This is a genomic window from Streptomyces sp. NPDC039424 (assembly GCF_055639495.1).
The window spans coordinates 1-25,488 of sequence record NZ_JBVKAI010000006.1 but is presented as its reverse complement, the minus strand read 5'-3'; the positions used below and the strand labels follow the sequence as shown (position 1 = coordinate 25,488).

Sequence of the window (25,488 nt, the reverse complement as noted above, 5' to 3'; positions counted from 1 at the left end):
AGTTCGCCCCGGGCTCACGCGGTTGGACTCTGCTCCTGACTCCGGATCGGCTCCGGCCGGCGGCCCTACATGTTCGAAGTAGAGGCGACCCAGGGCGACGGCAGGCGCTTCGAGCTGGGAGAGAGCAAGGTACGCGCGGCGCAGCAACACGCGGGCAACGACTGCTGGCGCCTCCTCATGGTCACCCACGCCCTTGCCCCGGGCCGAACGGACATCCACATGCTCCCCAACCCCTACGGAAAACGCGGACGTGGACGCTATCGGGAGGCGGCTGTTGTCGTGGGCGTGCGGTCAGGCGGCGAAGGAGGCGAGCAGTCCGTTGTACTGATTGGCGGCGGTGGTCAGGTCTTCGTCGGAGAGGCCGAAGGCGGTGCCGTATTCGCTGACCTGCTGAATCGTGGCTAGGGCGGAGTGTGAGTCCCGCGACGGAGTGGGCACTTCCCCCAGAATCGCGGCATGTCGGTCTGCAGAGCGGCTCGGTAGCTGTCGCCTGATCGAGCCTTCTGTCGCTTGGAGTCCTGGCGGGCGTGGATGAGTTGCTGGGGCCATGGTCGACCGTTGCACGCTGTTCGCTACCATCCCTGGGCATGACAATGCGGGGGTGGCGACTGGGTGTCGTGGCGGTGCTGGCGGCGGTCTGTGTCTCCGGTCCAGGACAGCCGGAGGTCATCCGTACGGCGTCGGACCTCGGCCCCCTCCCGGCCGACCGCTACGACTACACGCCGCAGGACTACCAGCGATCGCAGCGGGCATCGGCGTTGCTGGTCCGGCAGTGCATGGCGGAGCACGGCCACCCGGACTTCCCGCTCGACCCCCGCTACCCCAGCGATCCCATTGTCGCCACCGCGGTCGGCACCGACTACGGTGCTCTGGATCTCGACGCCGCCCGTCGCTGGGGCTACGGCTGGGACCCGGCAAAGTCCCGGGCTCTGCGGCCGAAGGGCCGCCGCATGACCAACGCCGAGTATGCGGACTTCCCCGCCTGCAACGCGGAGTCGAACCGGCGGCTGATGCGCGGCATCGACGTCAAGCGGGACTGGCTTTACGCAAGTACACGGGCTATCGAGGTCGACAAGGCCGTCAAGCGCGACCCGCGCCTCCGTGCGGCGTGGGATGTGTGGTCCCGCTGTGTGGCAGAACAAGGATTCACGCGCTATCCCGACCCCGTGGCGGCGTACACGGACACCGCCTGGCAGCGGGGCAGTGACGGTAACACCCGGCATACACCGCGGGAGCGGGCCACCGCCGCCGCGGACGTCATCTGCAAGCGCCGCCACCACACGGCCGAGCTCTGGCACGCTGTCCGGGCGCGGAAACAGGCCGTGGACATCTCCAGGCACCGTGACCGCTACGCCGCCGGGCTGCAGGCGCTGGGGACGTACCGGGCCAGCATCGCCGAGGTGCTGCGGAAGCTCGGCTAGCGGGGCACCGACGCATCACTGCGAGTCCCGCGAGAGTCGAAGCCGCCCAGCCGACTGACCTTGCGCCCCACGTATTCCGTCACCCCGAGTACCGCATTGCGTCGGTTCCCCACCGTTGGGTCGGCGTGGGTAGAGCCGCGCCTACCTTCCGGTCCGTCGTACGGGGCTGCTCATTCGCCAGTTTGAAGAGCAGTTTGTAGCAGCAGAGGGCCGCTCCTAACGTGCACGAGCTCGGTAGGCGATGAGCATCTGCTGGAGCCGAGCGAGCTTGGCGTGCGGACGAAGAAGGTCGTGGAGGTCCTCGCCAAGCGGATCACCGCGCTCGATCCCTCCCTCAGCGGCGAGGCGGCCCTCGCGATCGCCGACGAGACGATCAAAGCGACTGGGCTGAAGGCCGAGGTGCCCAAGAGGAAGGCCGACGCGGCCAAGGAGTCCGAGCCCGCTCCGGCGCCGGAAGCGAAGTACCTGGTCTTCCTCAGCGCCCGGCAACTCGACCGCCTGGCCCACCTGGCGGTCGTCGGCGCCGGCGGCATCACGGCGTTTGAAGGAGAAGAAGAACAAGGAGCGGGTCGAGGAGATCGCGGACAGCCGCCATTCCGTCGACATCGCCCTGTTCGGCCGGATGGTCGCCGACGCCGACGACTTCGGTGTCGATGCGGCCGTGCGGGTCCGGGATGATCGGCATCGTCGACTTCATCGCCTGCCTGTGGGCCGCAGCGGAAGCCGGCATCGGCTACGTCGCAGCGACCTCTCTTCACTGGCGGATGCTGTGGTCAGTGGCCGCCGCTCGGGGGCTCGCAGTCGGTGCCGTCGGGGTAGCCGCCGAAGGCATCCGCCTTGGTGGAGTCACTGCTCATCGTGCCCTCCACACACCAGGGAGAGACGCCGATGTCGATGAGGAAGCCGACCCCGGCGGATCCGTCCTGGTACGCCTGCACCTTCCCGGCGGAGTAACCGAGGCTGGTGAGCGCGTTGCGGACGTTGTCGGGGGCGAAGTCGCCGCGCCGGCGCAGCGGTTCGAGTGCACTCTTGACGCGTCCGACGGCGGTGAGTCCGTCGCAGCGGCTCTGGCCGTGGAGCGGGATGGGAACTGTGAAGCCGTGGTTTTCGGCGTAGTGGTCGGTCGGCGGCACGGTTGAGCTGGGGGTGGTGGCGGCCGTGGGCGCCGTCGGCTTGGGGCTCTCGCCGGGGCAGGGGAAGTCCGCTGGCGTACTCGGCGTCGATATGCCGGTCGGCGTTGGATACGACCGCCGGTACGCGTCGGCGGTATCCCCGGCCCGCTGCGTTCCGCACCCCGCCGCCAGCAGGACCATCACCGCCAACGGCAGCATCCCGAGCTGGGCTCCCGTCTTCCTTGGCGTCGTCATCCTCCGATCCTTTCCCGCAGCTCGGTGGACGTCATGAGTACTTGTACTCATGACGCCACAACACCCGGTCGGCCTTCAGTGGCAAACCCCCAAGCTGGTCAGCAGCAGCCCGACCACGGCCGGGTTCAGCCCGACGGTGCGCACCAGGAACACGACCTGGACCGCCTGGTAGCCCATCAGCGCCATGTTGATCACGGCGCCCCAGGTGACCACCGGCCGCAGGTAGACGAAGACCGGGAGACCGCCGCGCTCAGGCCGTTTCGGTAGCGGTTGCGGGCCCAGCCGGACGAGTAGCGGAGTACCCCGGTGCTCGTGGTGTGCGGGCGCCGTCGGGGCCGTAGCCGAAGCGGATCAGCAGCTGTGGATGGCACCGTTTGTGCCCGGGGAGGGCCATCGCTGCCCGCAGGTCGGGCCATTCCATGGCCTGGTGCAGGAACGAGGTGCGCAGCCCTCGGGCGGTCGCCGTGAGCAGCACGTACTGCAGGGCCTGGCCGGCTCGCAGCCAGTCCTCCCGCCGGTCGTGGCCGGTCCACAGCATGGCCATTTGAACGTGGCGTTCGAACCACAGGGCGGGGAGCCGGAGAGCGGGCAGCGCCCCGGTGAAGTCCCGCATCGGCATCCGATCTGCCGCGTCGGGCGGGCCGAGGGCGGTGACGGGTATGCCGTAGGAGGCGTGAGAGCTCGGGGCGGTGATCCAGTTACGTGTTTCAGCGATGCGGTCCGGGTGAGTCTGGTTGCGTGCCTCGGCTGTGGCGGTCAGGCGCAGCAGCCGCCGGGTTCCGGCGATGTCGGGCACATACAGGCGTGCGCCTGCGGCGTGCGCGGCCGTCGCCATCTCCGCCACGATCGGCTCGGGCACCGGTCGGCACGGCCGGGTACTCGACTGAAAGGCAGGGGAGTGCGAGCCGGTGCCCGGCCGCACGATGCCGAAACTGGTGACGGTGGAGCGCGACTACGCCGCCGTCGCCGACAAGATGGGTGCCCTCGGCCCCCTGCTGGACACTCTGGGCGCGACCACCAAGGGCGTCACCTTCAGGGTTGAGCGTGAGCTGGAGTACCTGCGGCACAAGAACGGCACCGTGCGCGGCGGAGCGGCCGACGGGCGGCCCTCGATCGCCCGGGACGTGCACGCCTGTGAGGCGATCCTCGCGCTGTCCGGCACCACCAACGGCCATCTCGCCACGCAGGGCTTCCACAACCTCGAAGCCCGCACCGGCACGCAGCTCGCGGACCTGGCTGCCGAGCACGAGGGCAAGCAGATCACCTTCGCCGACACCCAGGCCGCCCCGGTGCCGGTCATCACCTCCCCGGAGTGGTCCGGGTCGGAGACCGGAGGGCGCCACTACTCCCCGTTCAGCGTCAACGTCGAGCGCCTCAAGCCCTGGCACACGCTCACCGGCCGCCAGCACTTCTACCTCGACCACGACTGGATGACCGCGCTCGGCGAACAGCTGCCCGTATACCGGCCTCCGTTGAACATGCATGCGCTCTTCGATGAGCCCCGTATCGGAGAGACGGGCAAACTCGGCGTGACCGTGCGCTACCTGACGCATACTTCCAGCCCGACCCGCACCTGATGACCGGCGCCCCTGTGCTGTTCCAGCTCCACGCGATCAGCGCCCTGCTGCTGTTCGCGTTCTGGCCGTTCACCCGGCTTGTCCACATGCTGACCGCACCGCTGGTATATCTGACGCGGCCGTACATCGTCTATCACAGCCGCGACGTCCAACTCGGCGCCCGGGCCCCGCATCGTGGCTGGGAACGTACGGGTTCATGAGCGGCGTGCAGAGAGCCAGCGAGGGTGCTCTTTCGTGGACGGCGCGCCGACAAGGAGCTCAGGCTTCCACACGTGGCGGAAGGGGCACAGTCCATTCGGCGACACTGCCGGTGGGCTCGTTCGGGGTGAGGGTGAAGCTGCCGCCGAGGCCGGCGGCGCGCTGGCGGAGGTTGTCCAGGCCGCTGCGGCGGGTGACCGCCGGATCGATGCCGACTCCGTTGTCGGCCACACGCAATCGCAGCCGGGTGCCGTCCGTCTCGGCGGTGATCTCGACGCTGGTGGCGTGTGCGTGCCGGGCGGCGTTCGACAGTGTCTCGCGCAGCACCGCGAGCAGGTGTTCGGCATGGTCGGCGGGGACATCGGTGTCGAGCAGGCCGGTCATGCGCAGGGCGGGAGCGAAGCCGAGCGTCTCGGCGGCCTGGTCGGTCTCGGCCAGGAGCTTCGCGCGCAGCCCGCCGCGCCCGTCGGAGCGGTCGCGCTCGCGCAGTGCGTAAATGGTGCCCCGCACGGTCTTGATGGTGTCGTCGAGGTCGTCGACGACCCGCTGGACGCGCTCGGCCACCTGGGGCCGGTCGGAGATGCGGCCGAGGACCGAGTTCAGGGTCAGCCCGGAGGCGAACAGCCGTTGGATGGCCAGGTCGTGCAGGTCGCGGGCGATGCGGTCGCGGTCGGAGAGGACCATGAGTTGCTCTGCCTCGCGCCGGTGCTCGGCGATCTCCAGGGCCAGTGCGGCCTGGTCGGCGAATCCGTCGATCAGGGCCATGGTGGCGTCGGAGAACTCCGTGCCGCCGGGAAGGTTGGCGACTTGCAGGATTCCGCGCACGTGGGCGGCACCGCCCAGGGGGAGCAGGAATCCGGGCCCCAGGTCGAGGTGAGCCGCGGAGCCGCCCCCGGCCTGCGGCTCGTCGGACAGCGCGCTGCTGATGATCCGCTCGCCTGATTGGTAGACCTTCGCGGCCAGGGTGGTGGCCGGCAGGACCAGTCCGTGCACCTGCTCGGCGCCTGCGCCGTCGGCGGCCTCGATCACCAGCTCGCCGCCGTCGAAGGGCACCGCCAGCGTCACCAGATCGGCGCCGGACAGCATCCTTACCGTGGCGGCGACCCGGTGCAGGACCTGGTCGGGGTCGGTGCCCGACAGCAGGCTGCGGGTCAGTTCGCTGCTCGCCGCCAGCCACTGCTCCCGGCGTCGGCTGTCCTCGTAGAGGCGGGCGTTGTCGATCGCGACACCGGCCGCGGCCGCGAGCGTGCGCAGCACGGCCTCGTCCTCGTCGTCGAACTCGGCCCCGCCCCGCTTGTCGGTCAGGTAAAGGTTTCCGAAGATCTGGTCGCGCACCCGCACCGGCGCCCCCAGGAAGGTGGTCATCGGCGGATGTCCCGCGGGGAAGCCCACCGAGTCGGGATGGCGGCCCAGGTCGGAAAGCCGCAGCGGCTCCGGTTCGCGGATCAGCAGCCCGAGGATGCCCTGACCCTCGGGATAGTGGCCGATCGTCTGGATGGTGGCCTCGTCCATACCGACCGTGATGAACTGCCGGATCTTCCCTTCCTCGCCGACCACTCCCAAGGCACCGTACTGGGCGTCCACCAGGGTGACGGCAGACTCGGTGATGCGCCGCAGCACCACATCGAGATCCAGGTCGGAGCCGATCGCGAGGACCGCGTCCAGGAGCGTGTGGACCCGGTCCCGGGTCGCGCGGACCTGCGTGATCTGCGCCTGCAGGCCGTCCAGTAGTTCATCCAGCCGCAACTGAGGTGCCACCGGACCGCTCCTGCGCTCCTCTGCCGGACTCTCGCTCATCCCCGCTCCCTTCGGAAAGACGCCGATGGCACCCCCTCATCATGCCCGAACGACCCTGCCAACATTCGAACGCATGTTTTAGTGAACGGCGGCCGTCGCGGCAGCAAGATCCCATGACTCCCCACGATCTGCGTGTGCTCCTGGTCGAGGAGTCCAAGCCCCGCCGCGGCCCCGAGCTCGAGCACATGATCGCGGCTCTGGAGCACCTGCCTGACGACGTCGCCAACAAGCCGTACGCCCTCCTGCGGCAGGCCCTGGACCGAACCGAGCGGGTCACGGTCGCCAGGTACGCGCTGCGCGGCCGCGAGCGGCTCGGACTGCTCCGCCCGCTCGGCGACGCCCTGCTGATCCAGGGACTGCACTGTTGAACATCGGGATGATGCCGTTGAGGTTGAGACCCAGGAGGGACCCACCGTCGTAGCATCCGCCGTCGCCACCGCAGCCGCCGCCACTCCGCGCACAGCCGGTTCCGCACGCCGCCGAAGTAGCCGGTCAGCCGTCGTTTCTGCTTCGGTGAGCCGGTTTGCCAAAACTGCCTCGCCGCCCCGCCGCGGGTGGTGCGCCACTGATCGGCGCCCTCAGCAGCGCCGACACGGGGACCACCTCTGTGCAGGGCCGCGCTTGCTCTGATCGGCCGAAGCTGCATGGCCGCGCACAGAAACGGCTCAAAAGATGTTGCCAGCAGCCGATCAACCACAGCCCAGCACGGCCCAGCGGCCACATCCGCCCCAATTCCTTTGCGGGACGCGACGCAGCAGACAGGAGATGCCCATGCGCACCCCTCCAGACGAGTACACCCACGGCCCGGAAAGACATGAGCGCAAGAGTTCGAAGCGGGCCCGGCGTGGGCGACGCGCATGGGTCGTCGGTGGCTTGGCCGCACTGTGCACCGGACTGCTGCCCGGCGTCACCCCGCAGGCCACAGCACAGGAACAGCCCGGCAACCGCGCTTACGTGACCAACCAGTTCGACGACACCGTGTCAGTGATTAACACCCAAACCAACGCGGTGATCGCCACCCTCGCAGTCGGCGATGGACCGTTCGGGGTAGCGGTGGACCCGTCCCGGGCCCGCGCATATGTGGCCAACTTCAGCTCGGACAACGTGTCGGTGATCAACACCACCGACAACACCGTGATCGCCACCATTCCCGTCGGCGACGGCCCGCGCGGGGTGGCGGTGGACCCGTCCCGGGCCCGCGCATACGTGGCCAACGTCAACTCGGACAACCTGACGGTGATCAACACCAACACCAACTCCGTGACTGACACCATTCCCGTCGGCGACGCCCCGTTCGACGTGGCGGTGGACGCAATCCGGGCCCGCGCTGACGTGGCCAACTTCAACTCGGACAACGTGACGGTGATCAATACGAACACCAATGCCGTGAGTGCCACCGTTCCCGTCGGCGACGCCCCGGCCGGAGTGGCGGAAGATCCGACCCGCGCCCGCGCCTACGTAACCAATGCCGGGCTGGACACGGTGTCGGTGATCAACACCACCGCTAACACCGTCATCGCCAGCATCCACGTCGACGACGGCCCGATCGGGGTGGCGGTGGCCCCGTCCCCCGCCCTCGCCCTCGCCCGCGCCTACGTGGCCAACCAGTTCGCCAACACGGTGTCGGTGATCAACACCAACACCAACACGGTGACCGCCACCATTCCCGTCGGCAACGGCCCGGTGGGCGTGGCAGTGGCCCCGTCCCGGGCCCGCGCATACGTGGCCAACCAGCTCAACGACACGGTGTCGGTGATCAACACCAACACCAACACCGTCATCGCCACCGTCACCGTCGGCGACGTCCCGAGTGGGATCGCCGTCGTCTAGTGCACCGCGACCACGTCATCACCCTTCACCGTCGGCGATTGAGCCACACGACTCCTCGCCGTCTGGCTCGGTCGTCATCAGCAACGGCGCTCTTCTTGGACGGCCCGGATGGAACCCGGCGGGCCGGAACGGACCCTGCGGGACAGCGCGGTCAGAGGCGGTCACGCTCGCCGTGAACGACCAGGTCCTGGCGGCCGCTCATTCCCCGGCGCCGGCCCTGATCGCCGGGCTCCTGGCGGCGGCCCTGGTCGTCGTGGTCACGGTGGCGGACCGGACCGAGCGTGCGCGGCATTGAGGTGGAAACACAGCTGCGCGGACGAAGGCAGTTCGTCCGCGCAGTTGACAGCTCGTCGTCAGCTCGTGGCGCGTACCGCGTCGCGGATCAGGTCGGCGACGTCCTTCGGCCGTGAGACGGCGACCGCGTGCGACGCGCCCTCGATCTCGACGACGGTCGCCGCCGCGCGTTCAGCGCCGAACCGCTCGACCTCGGGGTTGATCGCCTCCGCACAGGCCACCAGGGCCCAGGACGGCTTGGTCTTCCACACGGCCACGGAGGCCCTCTTCTGTGTGTCTGAATTGTCGGGAGGATCACTCTGCGAGGCGGCGCTTCCACCAGGGATCTGTGGGCGGCGAGAAGGGATCTGGCAGGGTCCGTGTCAAGAAGCGGTCGTCCAGGGGAGCAACCGCTCCGAGAAGTTCACGGCGTGCCTTGCGAGTCACCGAGATCAAGAACCGCGGCGTGACGCCTGCCTGAGGCGGTGGAGACGGTCTGGCCCAAGACGATCGTGCAAACCTGCGTGGTCCACCTGCTGCGGAACTGCTTCCGCTATGCCGCCCGCCAAGACTGGGACAAGATTGCCCGGCTTCTCAAGCCTGTCTATACGGCACCGACCGAGGAGGCCGCCCTGGACCGGTTCGCGGAGTGCGCCGACGCCCTCCCGCTGCTGCATCGGCACCGAGTACGACGAGCGCGGCCGGCGACAACCCCGAGCGCCTCATCAACGAAGCGTCCTTCGCCGTCCTATGCGGCACCAGTCATAGGGGCATCAACATCGGGCTGCGGTCGCCCAGGTTCTGTGCCTCTCGCGGCAGCGGCTGCAGGCCGAGCGGTGGACCGCGTTCCGCTCGTACTTTGTCCATGTTCCCGTGGGTTCCCGCCGCCTCCCGACTGCGTCGGCGACCTCGATGGCTGCCTGATCTGGGGCTTCCGGCCTCTTGGACACGATCGGGTGATGGCTGCTCGTTTCTCAGAATTCCTGAAGTCTCCTCAGCTGTCATAGCGGAGTCGCTGGATAGCTGAAGAGGAGGAACGGGATGTCACTGGCCGTCGTGCGCGATCTGCGGCCGGAGCTCCGGCTGGAGACGTCCGAGGAGGTCGCGGCCTTCGAGCGGGATCTGGTGGCTGAGTTCGTCCTCGCCCGGGGGCCTCTGCCGGAGTCCTCGACGACATCATCCGCGGTGACGTTGGCCCCGCCCTTGGCCTGCGGGAATGGTTCGGTCGGCCTCTGTGGGAGATGGAGGCCCACGACCTCGACCGGTACTTCGGGCGGCACCGTCGCGACTCAGCCTCGGGCACCAAGGTCCGCCAGGCCGCGGACTTCGCCGTGTTCTTCGAGTTCCTCGAACTACGGCACAAGGCTGCCATCCTGGACGACTACACCGCCGAGGCGATCAGCCGGTACCTCGCTTACCGTCAGCGCCGATGGCCGAACAGACCAACCCACATTTGCTGATCACCAGGAACACTGCCACCACGACGACGTCGGTGGGCACGTTCTGGATGGACAGACTGGTCAAGGAATTGCCCGTGGGCATCGACCGGCTGAGGCAGGACCGCATCCTCGAAGAAGCCCTCACCAATGGCGCGGACCCCCTCCATCTCGCGCGCGTCTTCTCCCTCGGTGCCAAGGCCAGCCTGCGCTACACCAGCGCAGTGACCGAATCGGAAGCAGAGCAAGCACCGAGCAGGCACCGAGCACCCGCTGACCTTGAGCTTTTACTCCACAGGGAGCCGCCGCCGGCCCTCCGGGGTGAAGGTAAAGGTCTGGCGGAAGGGCCCAGTTCCGAAGCGCACTGCAAGCAGGAGGGGCTCTTCGTGCTCAGGTGGCCATGATTGCTCGGCTCCCGGAGCGCTGCCGTTCCAGAGATGGAAGGACACCATCGGTTCCTCCGGGTTCTCAGTCAAGTAGCCCAGGGTCTTGCCGTAGTAGGGGTTGTTGCTGCCGAACAGCATGGACGGGGTACCGAACGCGTCGACGATGTCCGTCCACACGCGGTCCTCTCCTGCCCATTGGCGGACCACCCCCTGCAGGGCTGCGTATTCGTCTCGGTCCAGTACGCGGTCAGGCTTGAGCCAGCCGTGGCGGTGCGCGAACTCGGCATACACCGAGGCAACGCCGTACTCGTAGTAGCGCTCCGGGATCAGATCGCGGAACACGCCAGCGACGCCGGTGCTGGACCAGGCCCCGTGGTCTTCCCAGATGCGCTGTTGGTCAGCCAATGCCTCGGGCTGGCACTCCACGAACAGCAAGTGATCCATCAGCATGCGCAAGGCCAGCTCCGACTCCCTCCCGAACAATCCGGGACGACGCAGGGCGTGATTCAACTGATCGACGAGATACGCGCGTATCTCGTTGGAAGCTGCAAGCGATCTGGAAGTAGGCACCCCACAGTCTCCCGCAGATGCCGCCGGATGGCGGTCATGAGTAGGCGCCCAGCCATCCTCCACTTGAGCCGGATACAGGTCCGTCGCCCACTACCGGGGCTCCGCTGTGGTAACCGGCCCCTTTCACTCGGCAGAGTCACCTTCGAGCCCCTGAGTTTTGCGCTACGGAGCCTTCAGATTTCCTGAACCCACGGAAGATCGGCCTGGCAGCTCTCTACTGCCAGCCCGGAATCCGTGGCGCCCACGAGAAGGGCAGGGGAGAGGGCCGAATCGGCTGGTTCCGCCGAAACCACCTCGCCCGTGGAGGTCGACACTCTCGCCGAGCTCCGGCGGGCGCACCCCCGTATCTGAGGGCTCTGCCGCACACGGCAGCGCAGTTCCACGGATACTGAACCGCTGCCTCCGGCGTCATGATGGCCACCCGTTCGTCATCAGGTGAGGACCGCATCAGGAGGGGGCGAGTGTCTTGGCCGTCGCGGGCAGGACCGTCGGAGCCGTGGTCGGGGCAGCGCTGGCCCTGGCCACTCTGTCGGCGTGTTCCGGCAGGTCGGAAGTTGAGTGCACCGGCGGCGCGTACGAAGCGGAGTGCCATCCGGTGCACTGGCCGCCGACGGAGGGTACCGGCTCCGCCACGGTGACTTCGCAGGCTGTGCCGACACCGTCCGGTCCCTGCCCGACGGACTGGAGCGACTTCTGGAAGGCGGTGCACGCCAGGACCCGGGACCCGGCCTGCCCACTCCCCAGCCCGCTGACATCCGAGGCACCGACCGCTTTGCCGACCCCGGGGTGAGGCTGGCGTCGGACGGTTCGGAGCGCAGACGGAGGCCACGGCCGCCTGTCAGCCCCGCGCCGCGGCCGCGCCGCGCCGGGGCGGTTTCTCGTTGTCGGAGGCGTGGTGGGCGCAGTTGCCGCGGGCCGGTCGGTTTCGGAGCCGGGTTCGCTGCCGGGCCCCAGAGGGCGATCCACCGGACGCGGGCCCCGCCGCCCGCCGCGCCCGCCACGGGGCCGTCGTCGCGCGAATCGGTGTCGGCCCAAGCGGCAAAGGCGCCTGCGGGTAGGCGGTTTCGGCGTCGGTGGGCTGTCCGCGCTCTTTGACCTTGGCGTAGAATTCGTTCTTCAGACCGAGGTGGCGCTGCGTGAGGGCGTGCGGGGCACCAGGTTCTTCCTGCAGCTCCAACGCGCCCTGCAGCACCTGGCGCAGGCTTCTGACCGCGCGTTCCAGGCGGGCGGCCGTGGTCCTCACCGTCGCGCTCGATGCCTGTGCCTGGAGCCGTCCGGTCAGGTCGCGTGCCTGCGTCTCGACGTCGGACAACAGGGTGGATAGATGCGCCAGCAGATCGGTCGCGGACCCGGTGCGCAACAAAACCTCCCTGGCGCTGCTCGCCGTTGCCGGGCATCCACCTCAGCCAGAGGATGAACAGCCCCATCTCGCGAGCCGCCGTCCGCCAGTCCCGCCCCGTGCTCACACACCGGCGCAAGAACAGGACAAGACCCTCGGCGTACGCCTTCGTCGTCAGCTCCGCCCGCCCTCGCGCCAGTCGAATCTCCCGCAGGAAAAGGTCAGCGTCTCCGACGACCTCAAAATGTCATCCACCACGGTCCAGTACCGGAGCCCCGAAGGCATCCGTACGGGAAATGCACGCACTTGCACCCCTAGTACTGCAACGGTGCTTGCTGTGACTGATGGCCAGGTTGGTCGTTGGTGTGGTTATGGGTGGGGACCTTGCCTCCGTTGGGTGACCGCGGACGCCGCCTACGGCTCCGGGAGCCCACGGCCTTCGCATTTACGACTGGGCTCGCGTCGAGGTGCGGCCCTGGCACCGGCCCGACCGCCGTCACTGGGTCATCGCCCGCCGCAGCGTCCACCGGCCCGACGACATCTCGTACTACATCGCCTACTGCCCCACCGAGACCACACTCGATGACCTGATCCGCATCGCGGGCAGCCGGTGGGCCATCGAGGAGTGCTTCCAGACCGCGAAGCAGGAATGCGGCCTGGACGACTACCAGGTCCGCCGCTACCCCGGCTGGCACCGCCACATGACCCTGGCCATGGCCGCCCACGCCTGCCTGACCGTCCTGCGCGCCCGCGAACTGGACACCGATAAAGCAGAAACGGATCCTCCCAGCTCATCCACCTCAGCCTCGCCGAAATCAGACGACTGTTCACGCGTGTGACCAACCGCAGACCCACACCCGTCGAGCACATCCTGCACTGGTCAACCTGGCGCCGCCGACGACAACACCAAGCCCGCACCAGCCACTACAAGCGACACGGACACAACCCCTGACCTGGCCATCAGTCACCGCAAGCACCGTTGCAGTACTAGGGCGCGTATCGAGTCGTGATCATCGGGTGGTCCTGGTGAGGTCTTTGATCCAGATCATCGAGGCGTGCAGGTGGAGACTGGCGAGGTAGCTGTCGGGAGTCTTGTCGTATCGGGTGTCTCACCGTCCCAGTTCCGGCCTCCTGGTACGTCACGCTCTGGGGCGGGTGAGGCACGTGGAGCCGACGTGAGCCGACCGGTGCACTGATGTCCGGGCGGGGACTCATGGGACATGGCCCGGCACCCGGCTCAGGTTCCGGGGAGGATACGGCGCGTTTCGTAGGCCCACATCGCGATCTCGACCCGGTTGCGGGCGCCGAGTTTGGCCATCAGGCTGGCCAGATGCGTCTTCACCGTGCTGAGGCTGATGTGCAGTGCATCGGCGATCTCGGTGTTGGTCAGCCCGCGAGCGACGGCGAGGAGCACCTGCTCCTCGCGGGCGGTGACGGGGGAGACCGGCTGGGCCACGGGCCGGCCGGCGGGCAGGTCCGCGAATGCCTGGAGCAGACGGACGGTGACGCTGGGGGCAATGAGCGCCTCACCGTCGGACGCCGACCGTACGGCCTGCGCCAGAAGGTCTGGTCCCGTGTCTTTGAGGAGGAATCCGCGGGCGCCGGCACGCAGTGAGCCGTAGACGTACTCGTCGAGGTCGAACGTGGTGATGACGACCACGGCCAGCGGGTCGGCGACGCCCGGGCCGGCGACCAGCCGGGTGGCCTCGAGCCCGTCGAGTACGGGCATGCGGATGTCGAACAGGCAGACGTCGGGGCGTAGCTCGCGGGCCAAACGTACCGCTTCCCGCCCGTCGACGGCCTCGCCGACCACCTCGATGCCGGGCTGGGCGTTCAGCATGATCCGCAACCCGGTGCGGATGATCGTCTGGTCGTCAGCGACGAGGACGCGAATGGACACCGCTCTCGCTCCTCGCTCTCGGCAGTTCGGCTTCGACATGCCAGCCCCGGTCGGTACCCGGGCCGGCTCGTAGTGTGCCGCCGAGCAGGGTCGCGCGCTCGCGCAGTCCGGTAAGTCCGTATCCGTCGCGACCCCGGCCGGTGCGCCGCCCGTTGTCTCGCACGCTCACCCGTACCGTGTGCGGTTCCGCGGCGACCCGAACGACGAGCTCGGTCGCGTCGACCGCATGGCGCAGCGCGTTGGTCACCGACTCCTGCACGATGCGGTAGACGGCCGCGTCCACGGCCGGGGGCAGCGCGTCCAGTTCGCCGTCGAGCCCCAGGTCGACCCTGAGGCGGCCACCCGGGGTGCGAACCAGGCGCTCCAGATCCGCGACTCCGGCAGGGGGCGCCAGCTCGGCGCCGACCCCGCGGTCGCGCAGCGCGGCGACCATGGCGCGCATTTCCTCCAGCGTGCGTGCCCCTTCCTCCTCGACCCCCTCCAGCGCCTCGACGGCGGCGGACGGGTCGGTGCCCGCGAGCACCCGGCCCGCCTGGGCGATGATCACCATGGCCGACACGTGGTGGGCCACCGTGTCGTGCAGTTCCCGGGCGAGCTGCTCGCGTTCGCGGGAGCGCACCTGCTCCAACTGCCGCTCGCGAGCGGTCACCCGGAACCGCACGGCAGCCCCGACCACGCCGGGCAGCAGCAGGAAGACGAAGCCCACGACATTTTCGACGACCGGGGTCTCGTCCGTGACGGAACACAGCGCGCTGGCCGCGAGGATCACCGCGCCGCCCAGCACGATCTCGCGTCCCGATCCCCACCGGGGCAGCGCGTACACCAGCACGAGCACGACCGCGCCGGTGTACAGGCCGACGGGCTCGCGCGGTGCGGCGACGAGCGAGGCCACCTGAAGCAGGATCACCGAGCCGAACGCCAGCGTCACCATCGCCAGCGGGCGGGTCCGGCGCCACAGGGGCAGCAGGCACAGCCATACGGTGAACACCACCGCCACCGGCCGCCACACGACGTTCTCGCGCAGGGTGGCCTCCAGCGCCACACCGGCAAGGCCCGCGGCGAGCAGCGCCCAGTCCCGCCGCACCCGGGCGGGCGCGTCGGGCGGCCGGGGTTCGGTCCACAGGGTTCGCAGGTCGTCTCGCAGCACGGTTCTCAGCCTAGGGACTGCGGCGTGCCGCGCATCGGCCGAAAGGACGGGTCGTCACTCCGCCCCGGGGCCGACGGATCCGCGGCCCGCGGGCCGATGCCGCGGAGCGCCGTGGCGACGAGCCTCGGCATCGGCGGCCGTACAAGGACGGCCGACGAGGTGGTTGGAGGACCCGATGCTCTCGAAAGCCCTGTTGCGCCTGGGCGCAAGCGCCGCCCGCCATCCCTGGCGGGTGATCGCGGCATGGCTGGTCGCCGCCACGCTCGCCGTCCTCGCCGCCGTCGCCTTCGGCGGGCGGAATGCGGATTCGATGACCGCTCCGGGACTGGACTCCCAGCGGGCCGCGGAACTGATCGAGCGGGCCGGCACCGGCCAGGAGGGGATGACCGCCCAAGTGGTCGTCACCCCCCTCGACGGCGCTGCGACGTTCTTCGACCACGACAGCGCGCGCACCGCTCTCACGCGGCTGCAGACCGAGGTGAAGCGGCTGCCGCACGTGCTCGGCACGAGCGACCCGGCGGGGGCACTCGACGCAGGCGGGGACACCGCCGTGCGCGGCGGCCTCGTCTCGGCCGACGGGCGGATCGCGGTCGTCCGGGTGCAGTACCCCGACCAGAGCCGGCTGTCGGCCGAAGACCTCGACGCCCTCGTCGATCTCGGCGACCGGCTGCGCGCCGAACTGCCCCTGCGCATCGAGATGGGCGGGAACCTCTTCTACGCCTTCTCCGACCCCGACGGCGGCGCGAGCGAGTTGATCGGCCTCCTCGCCGCGGCCACGATCCTGTTCCTGGCGTTCGGTTCACTCGTCGCCGCCGCGCTGCCGATCGGCATGGCGGTCTTCGGACTGACCGTCGGGGTCGCCACGATGACGGTACTGGCGGGGGTCACGGACGTCCCCACCTTCGCACCGGTCCTGGGCAGCATGGTCGGGCTCGGAGTGGGCATCGACTACGCGCTGTTCGTGCTCGCCAGGCACCGGGAGTACCTCGCGTGCGGTCTCGATCCGCAGGCGGCGGCCGGACGAGCGGTGGCAACGGCGGGGCGGCCGGTGGTCTTCGCCGGCGGCACCGTCGTCGTGTCGATCCTCGGCCTGGCGGTCGCGAACGTGCCGTTCATGACGGTGGGCGGGGTTGCCGTCTCGATCGTCGTCCTGACGATGGTGCTCGCGTCGGTGACGCTGCTGCCGGCCTTCCTCGGCGCGGCGGGCCCGCGCCTGGCCCGGGCCGGCCGAATCGGCCGGGCTCTGCAGACCAGGAAGCTGGGCCGACTCGCACGGCGGCGGGACCCGGCGGCAGGCGCCGCCCACGCCGCCGGGTGGCGTCGCTGGATCGGGCACGTCAGCCGGCACCCGGTGCCGTACGCGGTCGGCGCGGCGGGGCTGCTGCTGACCGCGACGCTGCCCGTGCTCGGCCTGCGCGTCGGCCTGCCCGACGACGGCTCACTGCCCCACAGCCGTACCGAGCGCCGGGCCTACGACCTCGTCGCCGAGGGGTTCGGCCCGGGCACCAACGGTCCCCTCGTCATCGCCGCGGACCCCACCGGTGATCCGGGAGTGCTGGACCGACTCGTCGCAACGGTCGCGGCGGATCCGGGCATCGCATCCGTCGCGCCGACGCACATCGATCGGGCCACCGGCATCGCGACCCTCGTGGTGTTCCCGACCACCAGCCCTCAGGACAAGGCCACGGCCGACACCATCGCCCGGCTGCGCACCGACGTGCTGCCCACGGCGATCGGGCACGGCCCGGCCAGGGCCCACGTCGGCGGCGCCGCCGCGAGCCTGTCCGATGTGGGCCAACGCACCAGCCAACGCCTGCCGGTGTTCGTCGCCGCCGTGCTGGCGATGTCGTTCCTGCTGCTGATGCTGGTCTTCCGCTCGATACTCGTACCACTTAAGGCGGTACTGCTGAACCTGCTGAGCATCGGCGCGGCCTACGGCATCATGGTCGCGGTCTTCCAGTGGGGCTGGGGAGGCGCACTCATCGGGCTGGAAGCGACGGTTCCGATCGTGTCGTTCATCCCGATGTTCCTCTTCGCCATCCTGTTCGGCCTGTCGATGGACTACGAGGTGTTCCTCCTCTCCCGCGTACGCGAGGAGTACCTGCGCACCGGCGACAACGGCACGGCGATCGTTGAGGGCGTCTCGCGCACCGCCCGGATCATCACCTCGGCCGCCCTCATCATGGTGGCGGTCTTCCTGTCCTTCGCCGTCGCCGAGGACCCCTCCACCAAAATGTTCGGGCTCGGCCTGGCCACCGCGATCTTCATCGACGCCACGGTCGTACGCATGGTGCTGGTACCGGCGACCATGACACTCCTCGGCCGGACCAACTGGTGGCTGCCGAAGTGGCTAGACTGGATGCTTCCCCGCGGCCCGGTCGGCACCGACGACACCGACGCGAAGTCCACGGGTGAGGCCCCGCGTCCACGGCTGCTTGACCGTTGACTCAACTCCTGCCCGCCCTTGGCGTCCGGCACCCTCAGCGCGTCACCTAGGGGCATATCGAGTCGTGATCATCGGTGGTCCTGGTGAGGTCCTTGATCCAGATCATCGAGGCGCGCAGGTGGAGGCCGGCGAGGTAGCTGTCGGGAGTCTTGTCGTATCGGGCGGCGATGCCTCGCCATGCTTTGATTTTGTTGATCAGGCGTTCGACGGTGTTCCGCTCCTTGTAGAGATCGGCGTCGTGGCTGACGGGTCGGCCACCTCTGGAGCCCTTCTTCTTCCGGTTGGCGGCCTGGTCCTTCTTCTCCGGGATGACCGCCTTGATACGGCGTTTGCGCGGGTGGGCGCGGTTTCCGCGGGACGAGTACGCCTTGTCCCCGGCGACCGCGTCCGGCCGGATGCGGGGTCGGCCGACGGGCCCGCGTACCCGTACCTTCTTGGCTGGACGCCGGATACGACGCACCCCGCATCGCCCACCTGCTGAGCGACCTGCCCGTGGAGATCCTTGGTCGGCTCCGCTCCGACCGCGTCATGCGACGGCCGACACCGCCGCGGATACCCCAAGGGCGGCCGACCGCCCAAGCACGGCGGCGAGTTCGTCTTTGGCGACCCTGTCACCTGGGGCACCGAGCAGGCCGTGACCGTCACCGACACACGCCTGTATGGGAAGGCGACCGCTCAGGCCTGGGACCGGCTGCACCCACGGCTGACCCGGCGAGCGGCCTGGATCGACCACGACGGACCGCTGCCCGTCATCGAGGGAACCGTCATCCGCCTGACCGTGGAGAAGCTGCCCAGTGGCGGGGCGAACAAGCCGGTCTGGCTGTGGTGGTCAGGCACTGCCGCCACCGCGGACGACGTGGACCGCTGCCGGCAGTCCTTCCTTCGCCGCTTCGACCTGGAGCACACCTTCCGCCTGTTCAAGCAGGCACTCGGTTGGACAAAGCCCCGGCTTCGCAGCTCGGAGGCGGCCGACCGGTGGACCTGGCTGGTGATCGCCGCTTATGCCCAGCTCCGACTCGCCCGACCACTGGCTACAGATTTCCGGCGGCCCTGGGCGAAGCCGGTCCCGCCGAACAAGCTGACACCTTCCCGCGTCCGCAGAGGGTTCAGGAACGTGCGCACGAAGACCGGCTCCCAGCCAGTGCACCGAAACCGTCCAAGCCCAGCCGTGGTCGACCACCTGGTTCGAAGAACCGTCGCCCCGCCACCCGCCACGAGGTGGGACGCGTCCTCGCCACCGGCCAGGCCTACAGCCGCCCCACCCACCACAAGGTCGGCACCAAACCCCGCAGGACTGGCTGACAAGTGGCATAGGCGTCAGCACACTGAACGCATGCAATATGAGGAGAAAGTGAAGCTCACCATCGCGAGAGCACTGGTCCCCGTGGCCATCCTCATCTCCTCACCGGTGTTGCTGATCGCCGGAGCGCCGATCCGCCACCGATACCACCGCTACGTCTACCGGGACGAGGCCCCACCCATCCTGGACAAGAAGCAGGGCCGAATCAGCATCCACTGGTTCGTGGTCACCAACCCTCTTCTCAAATGGCTCTGCTGGCCCACAGAGTCACTTGCCCGTCTCGTCTCACACCGAGGTTGAAAGACAAGGTAGTGCCTGTTCCTGATCCGGACATGTCATGGCGCTGGGATGCGGGAGATCAGGCAGCCCGAAGCGTCGTACGTTGGGCTGTTCGGGTGATATCGCGCAACCGCCTCTTGTTACCCGTTTGACATTGTGGGTCACTTTGAGTAGTGGAACCGGTGGGACGCCCATCCCTTGCCGGGGGCGCGCTGGAGGTGGCTGCCGCGGTCCTTGTGACGTGGTCGTTCGGCCATGACGACCAGTGAGGACCATCGGCCGCCCGCAGCGCGGGCCGCCCTGCCGCAGGCGGAACCCCGCAGCGGCATCAACCGACGTCCCTGTCCCGGAGTGCGTCTCCGTCCGGGCAGTGGCTGCGGTTCTCCGGATACGTGCTCAGAAGGGCTGCGTCGTGACCGTCTTGACCCGACTTGATCCGCTGCTGGCCGCCGTCGCGCTGCCACGGCAACGTTCCACGGTGCTGCCACTGGCTGACGCCACCATCCCCGTCGGCAGCTCCCCCCTGGGGGTGGCGCTGACCCCGGACGGGGGACGCGGCTACGTGGCGAACCGGGCGTCGAACACCGTCAGCGTGATCGACACCGCCACCAACACCGTCACCGCGACCATCGCGGCCGTCGGCGGCCCGACCCTCGTGGCGGTCTCGCCGGACGGCACCCGCGCCTACGTGACCCTGTTCGACGACGGTGTCCTCGGCGTGATCGACACCGCCACCAACACCCTCACGGCCACCATCGCGGTCGGTGCCGGAGCCCTCGGGGTGGCGCTCTCGCCGGACGGCACCCGCGCCTACGTGACCGGACAGAACGCCAACACCCTCAGCGTGATCGACACTACCGCCAACACTGTGATCGCCACGGTGAACACCGGCCCCGTCCCGATCGGCGTCGCCGTCTCCCCCGATGGCACCCGCGCCTACGTCGGCAACGTCGGCGACAGCTCCGTCAGCGTGATCGACGCCGCGACCACCACCGTCACCGGCAGCTTCACCGCCGGCGACGTGCCGGTGATCATCGCCTTCAGCCCAAACGGCGCCCGCGCCTACGTCTGCAATGCGGGCGGAGACAGTGTCAGCGTGATCGACACCGCCACCACTACCGTCATCGCCACCATCGGGGTGGGCACCATGCCTCGCTTCGTGGCCGTGAGCCCGGACGGGACCGCCGCCTACACGGCCGACTACGTTGACAACAGCGTCAGCGTGATCGACACCGCCACCAACACCGTCACCGGCACCATTCCCGTGGGCAACGGCCCGGTCTGCATCGCGTTCACCCCCCAGGGGACCCGGCTGTACGTGACGGACAACGCCGACAACGCCGTCAGCGTGATCTCTCTGACGCTCGCGCCCAGTCAGGGCACCACCGCCGGCGGCACCATCGTGACCATCCGGGGTCACGGCCTGGCCGGTGCGACCGCCGTGCGCTTCGGCGACAGCCTCGCCACCATCCTGGCCAACACCGCGACTTCGGTCACCGTCCGCGCCCCCGCCGGACAGGGCGCGGTCCTTGTGACCGTCACCACCCCCGGCGGCACCAGCTCCTTCGGCACCTTCTACTACCGCCCCGCCCCGCTGCTGACCGGGATCACCACCACCATGGGCCCCGTCACTGGCGGAGGCACCGCGCTCATCACCGGAGCCAACCTGGCCGGAACCACCTCGGTGCGCTTCGGCTCCAGAGTGGCCACCATCCAGTCCGTCACCGACACCGCCGTCACCGTCGCCGTCCCCGGCGCTCCCTCCTCCGGCCCGGTGTCCGTCACCGTCATTACCCCCGTCGGTAACGCCGACGGCCTGACCTTCACCTACCTCGACACACCCTCCCTGACTGCCGTCAGCCCCGACACCGGACCAACCAGCGGCGGCACCGACGTCACCATCACCGGCGGCAACCTCGACACCACCCAGGAAGTCACCTTCGACAACACCCCCGTGGCCTTCGTCGTCATCTCCGGCCAGACGATCACCGCAGCCGCCCCGCCCCACCCCGCCGGAGGAATCGCCATCACGGTCAGCACCCCCGGCGGCAGCTCCCAGAGCAGTTACACCTATCTCGATGGGCCCGCCATCTGATGGTCGCTGCTGGCCGACCACGACCGGCTTCCGCCGAGTGGGGAATTCGAGGACCGGCCGGAGCGCGGGGCCCGGCTGCGGGCGCCGGACAACCGCTGGAGGGTGAGCTGTCCGGGCCTGGTCTCGGGGTGATGGGCTGCCCCCGGGGCAGGCCGCGGCGGCGCCTGTTCTCCTCGACTGCCTGCTGCTCGTAGTGCGCACGGAGGTACTTGGGCCAGGATGGCGCGCTCCTCGTAGCGCAGGACCAACTGGCGGATGAACCGTCCTCGGGATCATGGGAGTTCGTGGGAGAGTGGGTTTTGTGCGGGTTCTCGGGGCCGGTCTCTGGGTGGAATTGCCGACCGTGAACTTGAGAACAATCAGTCCCGGTTGGCCTCGCGGAAGGCGGGCTGTCCGCTCCGGCGGGAGGATCGGCGGGTAATGCGCCTGGTCATCAGGGTGATCGCGGCCCAGGTGATCAGAGATTCCGAGTACTGGATGAGCCGCTCGTAGTCCCGGGCATGACGGCGGGCGTGCATGATCCAGGCGAGCGAGCGTTCGACCACCCAGCGGCGGGGCAGGATGACGAACCCGACAGCGTCTTTTGGACGGCTGACGGTCTTGAGCGTCAGATCGAGGTGGGTCTTCGCCCAGGTCACGAGCTGTCCGGCATATTCGGAGTCGGCCCAGACGATGGTGATCTCGGGGTGCATCAACCGCAGCCGGAAGAGCACTTCCTTCGCCGCGTCACGGGCGAAGCCCGCGCCCGACCGAGCGTCCTCGCCGCAGCTCATGGTCGGGTGGTGGATATCGTATACGGGTGGTGTGGTGGTGCGCGGCCGCTGCCCAGTAGCTGACGCGCAGCGACGGCGCAGGGTGCCTACGGGTGCCGGGTCTGGCTCCAGGGGACGCGTCGGCCGGGGTCGTGGATGGGGCATCACACGGGTGCGGAGGGCCCATGCTGGAGCATGTCGGTCATGGGTACTGCCAGGACGGGGACGTGGCGCAGGAAGCCGGTCATTGACGGTTCTGAGGTGGCGGCGCGCAGGGCGCGGATGCGGTTCTCGATGCCTGTGGGGCCGGTGCCGGCCAGGACGAACAGCAGTCGCGGGAAGAGGGGGTAGCGGCGTCTCCAGTCCTCTTCCAGGGGCTGTTGCCCGGCGGCCGGCCGTGGTCGTCCGGGGACGGGGGCGGGTACGTAGTCGTGGAGGTGGGCGTAGGCGGTGAGTTTCGCGGCCAGGCGCTCCGGCCCCATGGTGGCCCGGTCGACCTCGATGAAGGCCCGCAGCATCGACCCGCCGTTGGCGGAGGAGCGGTAGTACATGAGGGCGTCGGGGATGACGGCCTCGCCGCTGCCGAGGGGGTGGTGGACCACGGGGATCCAGTCCAGCGGCGTCCTGCAGGAAGGCAAGCCCGGTCTCCGTCACCGTCAGCGCATGCCCTGCCCGGAGCCGGGCCGCGGTGCGGTCAGCGATCAGCGATCAGCCGCGGCGGCCGCCGCTGGCGCAGCTCGGGCCACTCGGAGACGACGTCCACGCCGTACTGGGTGGTGAACCACACTCGCGTGCGGCTGGCCTGCGACAGGGTGACGCGGTCGATGAGGCCCTCGCCGCGCAGCTTGGCCAGGCGGCGCCGCGTCTGCTCGATCCGCACCCCCGGGCGCGATCACCAGATGCATCTGCTCGGTCGTCGCCATCCGGTACTGCGCCAGTACCGCCAGGCCGGTCCCCGCCGTCGGCGTCCACGTTCAGCATCGCCACTGCTGCCCTTCGAGTACGGTGCAGCCCCGGACTTGTCCGGCGCCGCGCGTACGTCCAGGCCAGCAGGCAACCCCGACCAGACCACAACCACGACGGCCCGACCAGCGTCACGATGCGAAAACCCCGCCCCCGACCAGCCGGAAACCCCGCCGGGGACGCCTCTGGCAACTCGGCCGACAACGTCCGCCCCACTGGGTGCCTGACGGTGTATCCGCAGTTCAACGCGCCTTCCCGGCGTGGTCGGGAGCCCGACATCCCCCTCTGCACACCTCCGCCTCACCCAGACAGAAAAAGAGGAAAGGGGAGGGTCGGGCGGCGGTAGGGGCGTACGGCCGGGGGATCGGGGCGGTTTTGTGTCTGTTGCGCGTCGGTGGGGCCTCCGCGCTCCGCGCCGGACGAGTTGGCCCACCGGAAGGATCCGGGCGCCAGCTGGGCGCAGCTGCCGGACAGACGCCAGGGCGAGGGCTTTGCCGCCTGCGGGGCCGGGTCCCGTGTCGTCCTGCTCCTGGCCGTGCTCGTACAGGGCGCGGGCCTCGGTCACGGCGTGCTGCCAGCCGGGTTCGCCTGCCGGTGGCCGCCGCTGGCAGCGGCGGCCGGTCGGTCAGGGCGCGCATCAGGAGACTGGCATCACGGCCCCTCGTAGGGTCGCGTGCCCGTGGGGGAGCGGATGTTCATGGCGCGACGCTCTTTCAACGACCGTCGGTCGGACGGCTCACGGCATTGCGCTGGATGGGCTGGGGGTGGGGGAGGGTGCGCCAGGCGGTGTGGAGGCTGGCCAGGGCGGTGGTAAAGCCGGCCAGGGCTTGCGGGGTCAGGCGTCCGACGAGGATGAGGATGCAGCCGGTGACGAGTACGGCGAGGAAGGCGAGGGTGTCGGTGGTGAACACCTCACGCGGTGCGGGCAGAGTCAGCATGATGGATCCTTCGGGATTCGCGAACGTCTGGTGGATGCCACGCCGCATGAAGTGCACCCGCAGTTGCCGGGGGCGGCGCGTTCCTCGACCTTCGCAGCCCCGGAAGATGCTGCACCACGGGAAACGATCGTCTTTCCGTGACTGTCAATCAGGGGGCCTGGTCTTGGCGGGAGTTGCTGACGGGAGTTCGGGCGAAAGCGGCCAGGAGGTGCCAGCGCGCCGGGGGCTGGGCGAGCTGAAGCTGGCGCGGTTTGAGGAGTTACCGAAGAGGCTGGCGCTGATTGAGCGGGCCCGGGACGTGGTGGTAGCCAGTGGCCGTACGAGCGCCCAGATCGCCACGGCGGTGCCGGTGAGTACATCGACGCTGTCGAAGTTCCTGTCGGGTGAACGGCTTCTCAGGCGCCCGGAGATAGAGAAGATCGCCCAGGTGTGCGGGGTGACGGACGAGGTCCGGCAGTTGCTGCTGGACGCGCACACGGCTGCGGTGGGGGAGGCCCATCCGGAGTTCGCCGGCCGCCTGGAGCTGGCCGATAAATACGAGGATCTGCTTCCCCGGCATCAGGAGGTGGTCGGGCGACTGGACGAGTTGAAGAGTGACTACCGCAGCAAAGTCACCGCCTACGACGAGGTGAAGGCCTCTCATGAGCGCACACGCCAGGTGCTCGACCAGACCGAGAAACAGCTGAAGGAGCGTGAACAAGCTCTGGAGAGGCTGGAGGCTGGCCTTGCTGCGGAAAAGAAGGCCCACGCCACCACGCGCCGCACCGCTGACAGTGAGCTGAAGCGGATACGTGACGAGGCGCAGGAAGAGCGGGAACAGGCACACCAGAAAGCACAGGAAGCTCAGGAGCAACGGCGTCCAGGAGGCGGCCCGCCTGCACAAGGAGACGACCGGCCTGCGCGCCGAGGTCGGCCGCCTGCGCGAGCAGGACAGCCGGCAGCGGTCCCGCATTCGCGAGATCGAGGAAGAGCTGCGCCGCGCGCAGCAGGAGATGACGGACCTCAAGGACGAGCGCAACGACCTCCGGCTCCAGATCGCCGCCCTGAGGGAAGAAATGGTAGGTCTGCGCACGCAGCAACAGCGCGAGCAGAACGAGAAGGCCGTCATCGATGCGGCCCTGGAAACCATCGAAGAGGTACTGAACGACGATCCGGACCCTGCGGCCGATGAAGGGCAGGCTGACCAGTTCGTTTCCGCCTCCGCAACAAAGACGTCGGCCGACGCGGCCAGCCGGTCGCGGTGGGCTCCGCGGCTTGCCGGCCTCAGACCGGGGCGCAAGATCCAGACCGCGTCGTCAGCGACCGGGTCCCCGCCCAGGACGCCGTCACGGCACCGGCGCCGGGTGCCCCTGCCGAAACGTACTCGCGTTTGGGTCCTTAGACGTCATTTCAGTTGGCGTGATCTTGCGGCAGTCTGGGGTGATGGCTGCTGTGCTTGTCGAGCGGATGGTGCCGGAAGACCTGTGGGAGTTGT

The 25,488-nt window shown here is 69.1% G+C and carries 21 protein-coding genes and 11 pseudogenes; 16 read left to right on the top strand and 16 right to left on the bottom strand.

The genetic code is table 11. From position 1 onward, the window contains the following. Nucleotides 1–291 precede the first annotated feature (291 nt). Nucleotides 292–438 carry a hypothetical protein gene (locus tag ACZ7L0_RS16995; RefSeq protein WP_471243251.1) on the bottom strand — a complete coding sequence of 49 codons (147 nt, stop codon included), beginning with the start codon at nt 436–438 and terminating at the stop codon, nt 292–294. A 149-nt stretch (nt 439–587) separates the two neighbouring features. On the opposite strand from ACZ7L0_RS16995, the gene ACZ7L0_RS16990 reads away from it, so the two are divergent. Beyond that, entirely contained in the window at nt 588–1,421 is an 834-nt protein-coding gene (locus ACZ7L0_RS16990) for a hypothetical protein (protein ID WP_471243250.1), read from the top strand. A gap of 273 nt (nt 1,422–1,694) precedes the next feature. Further along, nucleotides 1,695–2,031: pseudogene (locus tag ACZ7L0_RS16985) on the top strand (type I-E CRISPR-associated protein Cas7/Cse4/CasC); the annotation flags it as partial. Here the strand turns inward: ACZ7L0_RS16985 and ACZ7L0_RS16980 are convergent. The 4 genes and pseudogenes from ACZ7L0_RS16980 to ACZ7L0_RS16965 form a co-directional block, all read right to left on the bottom strand. Further along, a complete protein-coding gene (locus ACZ7L0_RS16980) occupies nt 1,954–2,118 on the bottom strand; it encodes a hypothetical protein (protein WP_471243620.1) in 165 nt (54 codons plus the stop codon). The pseudogene ACZ7L0_RS16985 and the gene ACZ7L0_RS16980 overlap by 78 nt on opposite strands. Nucleotides 2,119–2,194: 76 nt before the next feature. Continuing rightward, nucleotides 2,195–2,788 (bottom strand): hypothetical protein, encoded by a 594-nt coding sequence (locus tag ACZ7L0_RS16975; protein ID WP_471243249.1) that lies wholly within the window; start codon nt 2,786–2,788, stop codon nt 2,195–2,197. 93 nt (nt 2,789–2,881) lie between these two features. After that, nucleotides 2,882–3,013: pseudogene (locus ACZ7L0_RS16970) on the bottom strand (MFS transporter); the annotation flags it as partial. Between the two features lie 25 nt (nt 3,014–3,038). Then, nucleotides 3,039–3,647 carry a nitroreductase family protein gene (locus ACZ7L0_RS16965; protein ID WP_471243619.1) on the bottom strand — a complete coding sequence of 203 codons (609 nt, stop codon included), beginning with the start codon at nt 3,645–3,647 and terminating at the stop codon, nt 3,039–3,041. Nucleotides 3,648–3,654: 7 nt separating this feature from the next. Between ACZ7L0_RS16965 and ACZ7L0_RS16960 the strand changes: the two are divergent. Together ACZ7L0_RS16960 and ACZ7L0_RS16955 are read left to right on the top strand one after the other, a co-directional pair. Beyond that, nucleotides 3,655–4,338 (top strand): annotated as a pseudogene (locus tag ACZ7L0_RS16960) (nitrate reductase subunit alpha); the annotation flags it as partial. Between the two features lie 5 nt (nt 4,339–4,343). Then, nucleotides 4,344–4,565: pseudogene (locus tag ACZ7L0_RS16955) on the top strand (respiratory nitrate reductase subunit gamma); the annotation flags it as partial. A 58-nt stretch (nt 4,566–4,623) separates the two neighbouring features. On the opposite strand, the gene ACZ7L0_RS16950 reads toward ACZ7L0_RS16955, so the two are convergent. After that, nucleotides 4,624–6,360 (bottom strand): sensor histidine kinase, encoded by a 1,737-nt coding sequence (locus tag ACZ7L0_RS16950; RefSeq protein ID WP_471243248.1) that lies wholly within the window; start codon nt 6,358–6,360, stop codon nt 4,624–4,626. Between the two features lie 113 nt (nt 6,361–6,473). Between ACZ7L0_RS16950 and ACZ7L0_RS16945 the strand changes: the two genes are divergently transcribed. The 3 genes from ACZ7L0_RS16945 (at nt 6,474) to ACZ7L0_RS16935 (ending at nt 8,485) form a co-directional block, all read left to right on the top strand. Then, a complete protein-coding gene (locus tag ACZ7L0_RS16945) occupies nt 6,474–6,728 on the top strand; it encodes a Ku protein (protein WP_471243247.1) in 255 nt (84 codons plus the stop codon). A gap of 403 nt (nt 6,729–7,131) precedes the next feature. Continuing rightward, nucleotides 7,132–8,190, top strand: coding sequence for a YVTN family beta-propeller repeat protein (locus ACZ7L0_RS16940; RefSeq protein ID WP_471243246.1), 1,059 nt, complete (start codon nt 7,132–7,134; stop codon nt 8,188–8,190). Between the two features lie 172 nt (nt 8,191–8,362). Further along, the gene (locus tag ACZ7L0_RS16935; protein WP_471243245.1) at nt 8,363–8,485 is read left to right on the top strand and encodes a hypothetical protein; all 123 of its coding nucleotides are present in this window, start codon (nt 8,363–8,365) and stop codon (nt 8,483–8,485) included. A gap of 58 nt (nt 8,486–8,543) precedes the next feature. Here ACZ7L0_RS16935 and ACZ7L0_RS16930 read toward each other — a convergent pair. After that, nucleotides 8,544–8,756, bottom strand: a pseudogene (locus ACZ7L0_RS16930) (alpha/beta fold hydrolase); the annotation flags it as partial. Nucleotides 8,757–8,936: 180 nt separating this feature from the next. Between ACZ7L0_RS16930 and ACZ7L0_RS16925 the strand changes: the two are divergent. Together ACZ7L0_RS16925 and ACZ7L0_RS16920 are read left to right on the top strand one after the other, a co-directional pair. Then, nucleotides 8,937–9,095, top strand: a pseudogene (locus ACZ7L0_RS16925) (transposase); the annotation flags it as partial. A gap of 609 nt (nt 9,096–9,704) precedes the next feature. Continuing rightward, the gene (locus ACZ7L0_RS16920; RefSeq protein WP_471243244.1) at nt 9,705–9,923 is read left to right on the top strand and encodes a hypothetical protein; all 219 of its coding nucleotides are present in this window, start codon (nt 9,705–9,707) and stop codon (nt 9,921–9,923) included. 263 nt (nt 9,924–10,186) lie between these two features. Here the strand turns inward: ACZ7L0_RS16920 and ACZ7L0_RS16915 are convergent, their stop codons facing one another. Beyond that, entirely contained in the window at nt 10,187–10,855 is a 669-nt protein-coding gene (locus ACZ7L0_RS16915; RefSeq protein WP_471243243.1) for a hypothetical protein, read from the bottom strand. An 838-nt stretch (nt 10,856–11,693) separates the two neighbouring features. Then, nucleotides 11,694–12,215: a hypothetical protein gene (locus ACZ7L0_RS16910; RefSeq protein ID WP_471243242.1), complete on the bottom strand. Its 522-nt coding sequence runs from the start codon at nt 12,213–12,215 to the stop codon at nt 11,694–11,696. 404 nt (nt 12,216–12,619) lie between these two features. Here ACZ7L0_RS16910 and ACZ7L0_RS16905 point away from each other — a divergent pair. After that, a pseudogene (locus ACZ7L0_RS16905) lies at nt 12,620–13,033 on the top strand (IS701 family transposase); the annotation flags it as partial. Nucleotides 13,034–13,431: 398 nt separating this feature from the next. Here the strand turns inward: ACZ7L0_RS16905 and ACZ7L0_RS16900 are convergent. After that, the gene (locus ACZ7L0_RS16900) at nt 13,432–14,094 is read right to left on the bottom strand and encodes a response regulator (protein ID WP_471243241.1); all 663 of its coding nucleotides are present in this window, start codon (nt 14,092–14,094) and stop codon (nt 13,432–13,434) included. Then, complete coding sequence (locus tag ACZ7L0_RS16895) at nt 14,069–15,241, bottom strand: sensor histidine kinase (RefSeq protein ID WP_471243240.1); 1,173 nt, start codon at nt 15,239–15,241, stop codon at nt 14,069–14,071. The genes ACZ7L0_RS16900 and ACZ7L0_RS16895 overlap by 26 nt, the downstream gene beginning before the upstream one ends. A gap of 175 nt (nt 15,242–15,416) precedes the next feature. On the opposite strand from ACZ7L0_RS16895, the gene ACZ7L0_RS16890 reads away from it, so the two are divergent. Further along, a complete protein-coding gene (locus ACZ7L0_RS16890; protein ID WP_471243239.1) occupies nt 15,417–17,687 on the top strand; it encodes an MMPL family transporter in 2,271 nt (756 codons plus the stop codon). Between the two features lie 46 nt (nt 17,688–17,733). Here ACZ7L0_RS16890 and ACZ7L0_RS16885 read toward each other — a convergent pair. Beyond that, nucleotides 17,734–18,120, bottom strand: a pseudogene (locus ACZ7L0_RS16885) (transposase); the annotation flags it as partial. Nucleotides 18,121–18,128: 8 nt separating this feature from the next. On the opposite strand from ACZ7L0_RS16885, the pseudogene ACZ7L0_RS16880 reads away from it, so the two are divergent. The 3 genes and pseudogenes from ACZ7L0_RS16880 to ACZ7L0_RS16870 form a co-directional block, all read left to right on the top strand. Then, nucleotides 18,129–18,989 (top strand): annotated as a pseudogene (locus ACZ7L0_RS16880) (transposase); the annotation flags it as partial. 31 nt (nt 18,990–19,020) lie between these two features. After that, nucleotides 19,021–19,287, top strand: coding sequence for a hypothetical protein (locus ACZ7L0_RS16875; protein WP_471243238.1), 267 nt, complete (start codon nt 19,021–19,023; stop codon nt 19,285–19,287). Between the two features lie 391 nt (nt 19,288–19,678). Continuing rightward, on the top strand, nt 19,679–21,361 hold the full coding sequence (locus tag ACZ7L0_RS16870; RefSeq protein ID WP_471243237.1) for an IPT/TIG domain-containing protein: 1,683 nt from the start codon (nt 19,679–19,681) through the stop codon (nt 21,359–21,361). A gap of 413 nt (nt 21,362–21,774) precedes the next feature. Here the strand turns inward: ACZ7L0_RS16870 and ACZ7L0_RS16865 are convergent. The 4 genes and pseudogenes from ACZ7L0_RS16865 to ACZ7L0_RS16850 all read right to left on the bottom strand — a co-directional run. Then, a pseudogene (locus ACZ7L0_RS16865) lies at nt 21,775–22,083 on the bottom strand (transposase); the annotation flags it as partial. Between the two features lie 194 nt (nt 22,084–22,277). Beyond that, nucleotides 22,278–22,751, bottom strand: coding sequence for a replication-relaxation family protein (locus tag ACZ7L0_RS16860; RefSeq protein WP_471243236.1), 474 nt, complete (start codon nt 22,749–22,751; stop codon nt 22,278–22,280). Nucleotides 22,752–22,807: 56 nt separating this feature from the next. Next, nucleotides 22,808–22,993: a hypothetical protein gene (locus tag ACZ7L0_RS16855; protein ID WP_471243235.1), complete on the bottom strand. Its 186-nt coding sequence runs from the start codon at nt 22,991–22,993 to the stop codon at nt 22,808–22,810. A 796-nt stretch (nt 22,994–23,789) separates the two neighbouring features. Then, nucleotides 23,790–24,014: a hypothetical protein gene (locus tag ACZ7L0_RS16850; RefSeq protein ID WP_471243618.1), complete on the bottom strand. Its 225-nt coding sequence runs from the start codon at nt 24,012–24,014 to the stop codon at nt 23,790–23,792. On the opposite strand from ACZ7L0_RS16850, the pseudogene ACZ7L0_RS16845 reads away from it, so the two are divergent. Beyond that, nucleotides 23,929–24,465, top strand: a pseudogene (locus ACZ7L0_RS16845) (helix-turn-helix domain-containing protein); the annotation flags it as partial. The gene ACZ7L0_RS16850 and the pseudogene ACZ7L0_RS16845 overlap by 86 nt on opposite strands. Nucleotides 24,466–24,805: 340 nt before the next feature. Further along, nucleotides 24,806–25,488: hypothetical protein (locus ACZ7L0_RS16840; protein ID WP_471243617.1), on the top strand; the 683-nt coding region annotated here is incomplete at its 3' end.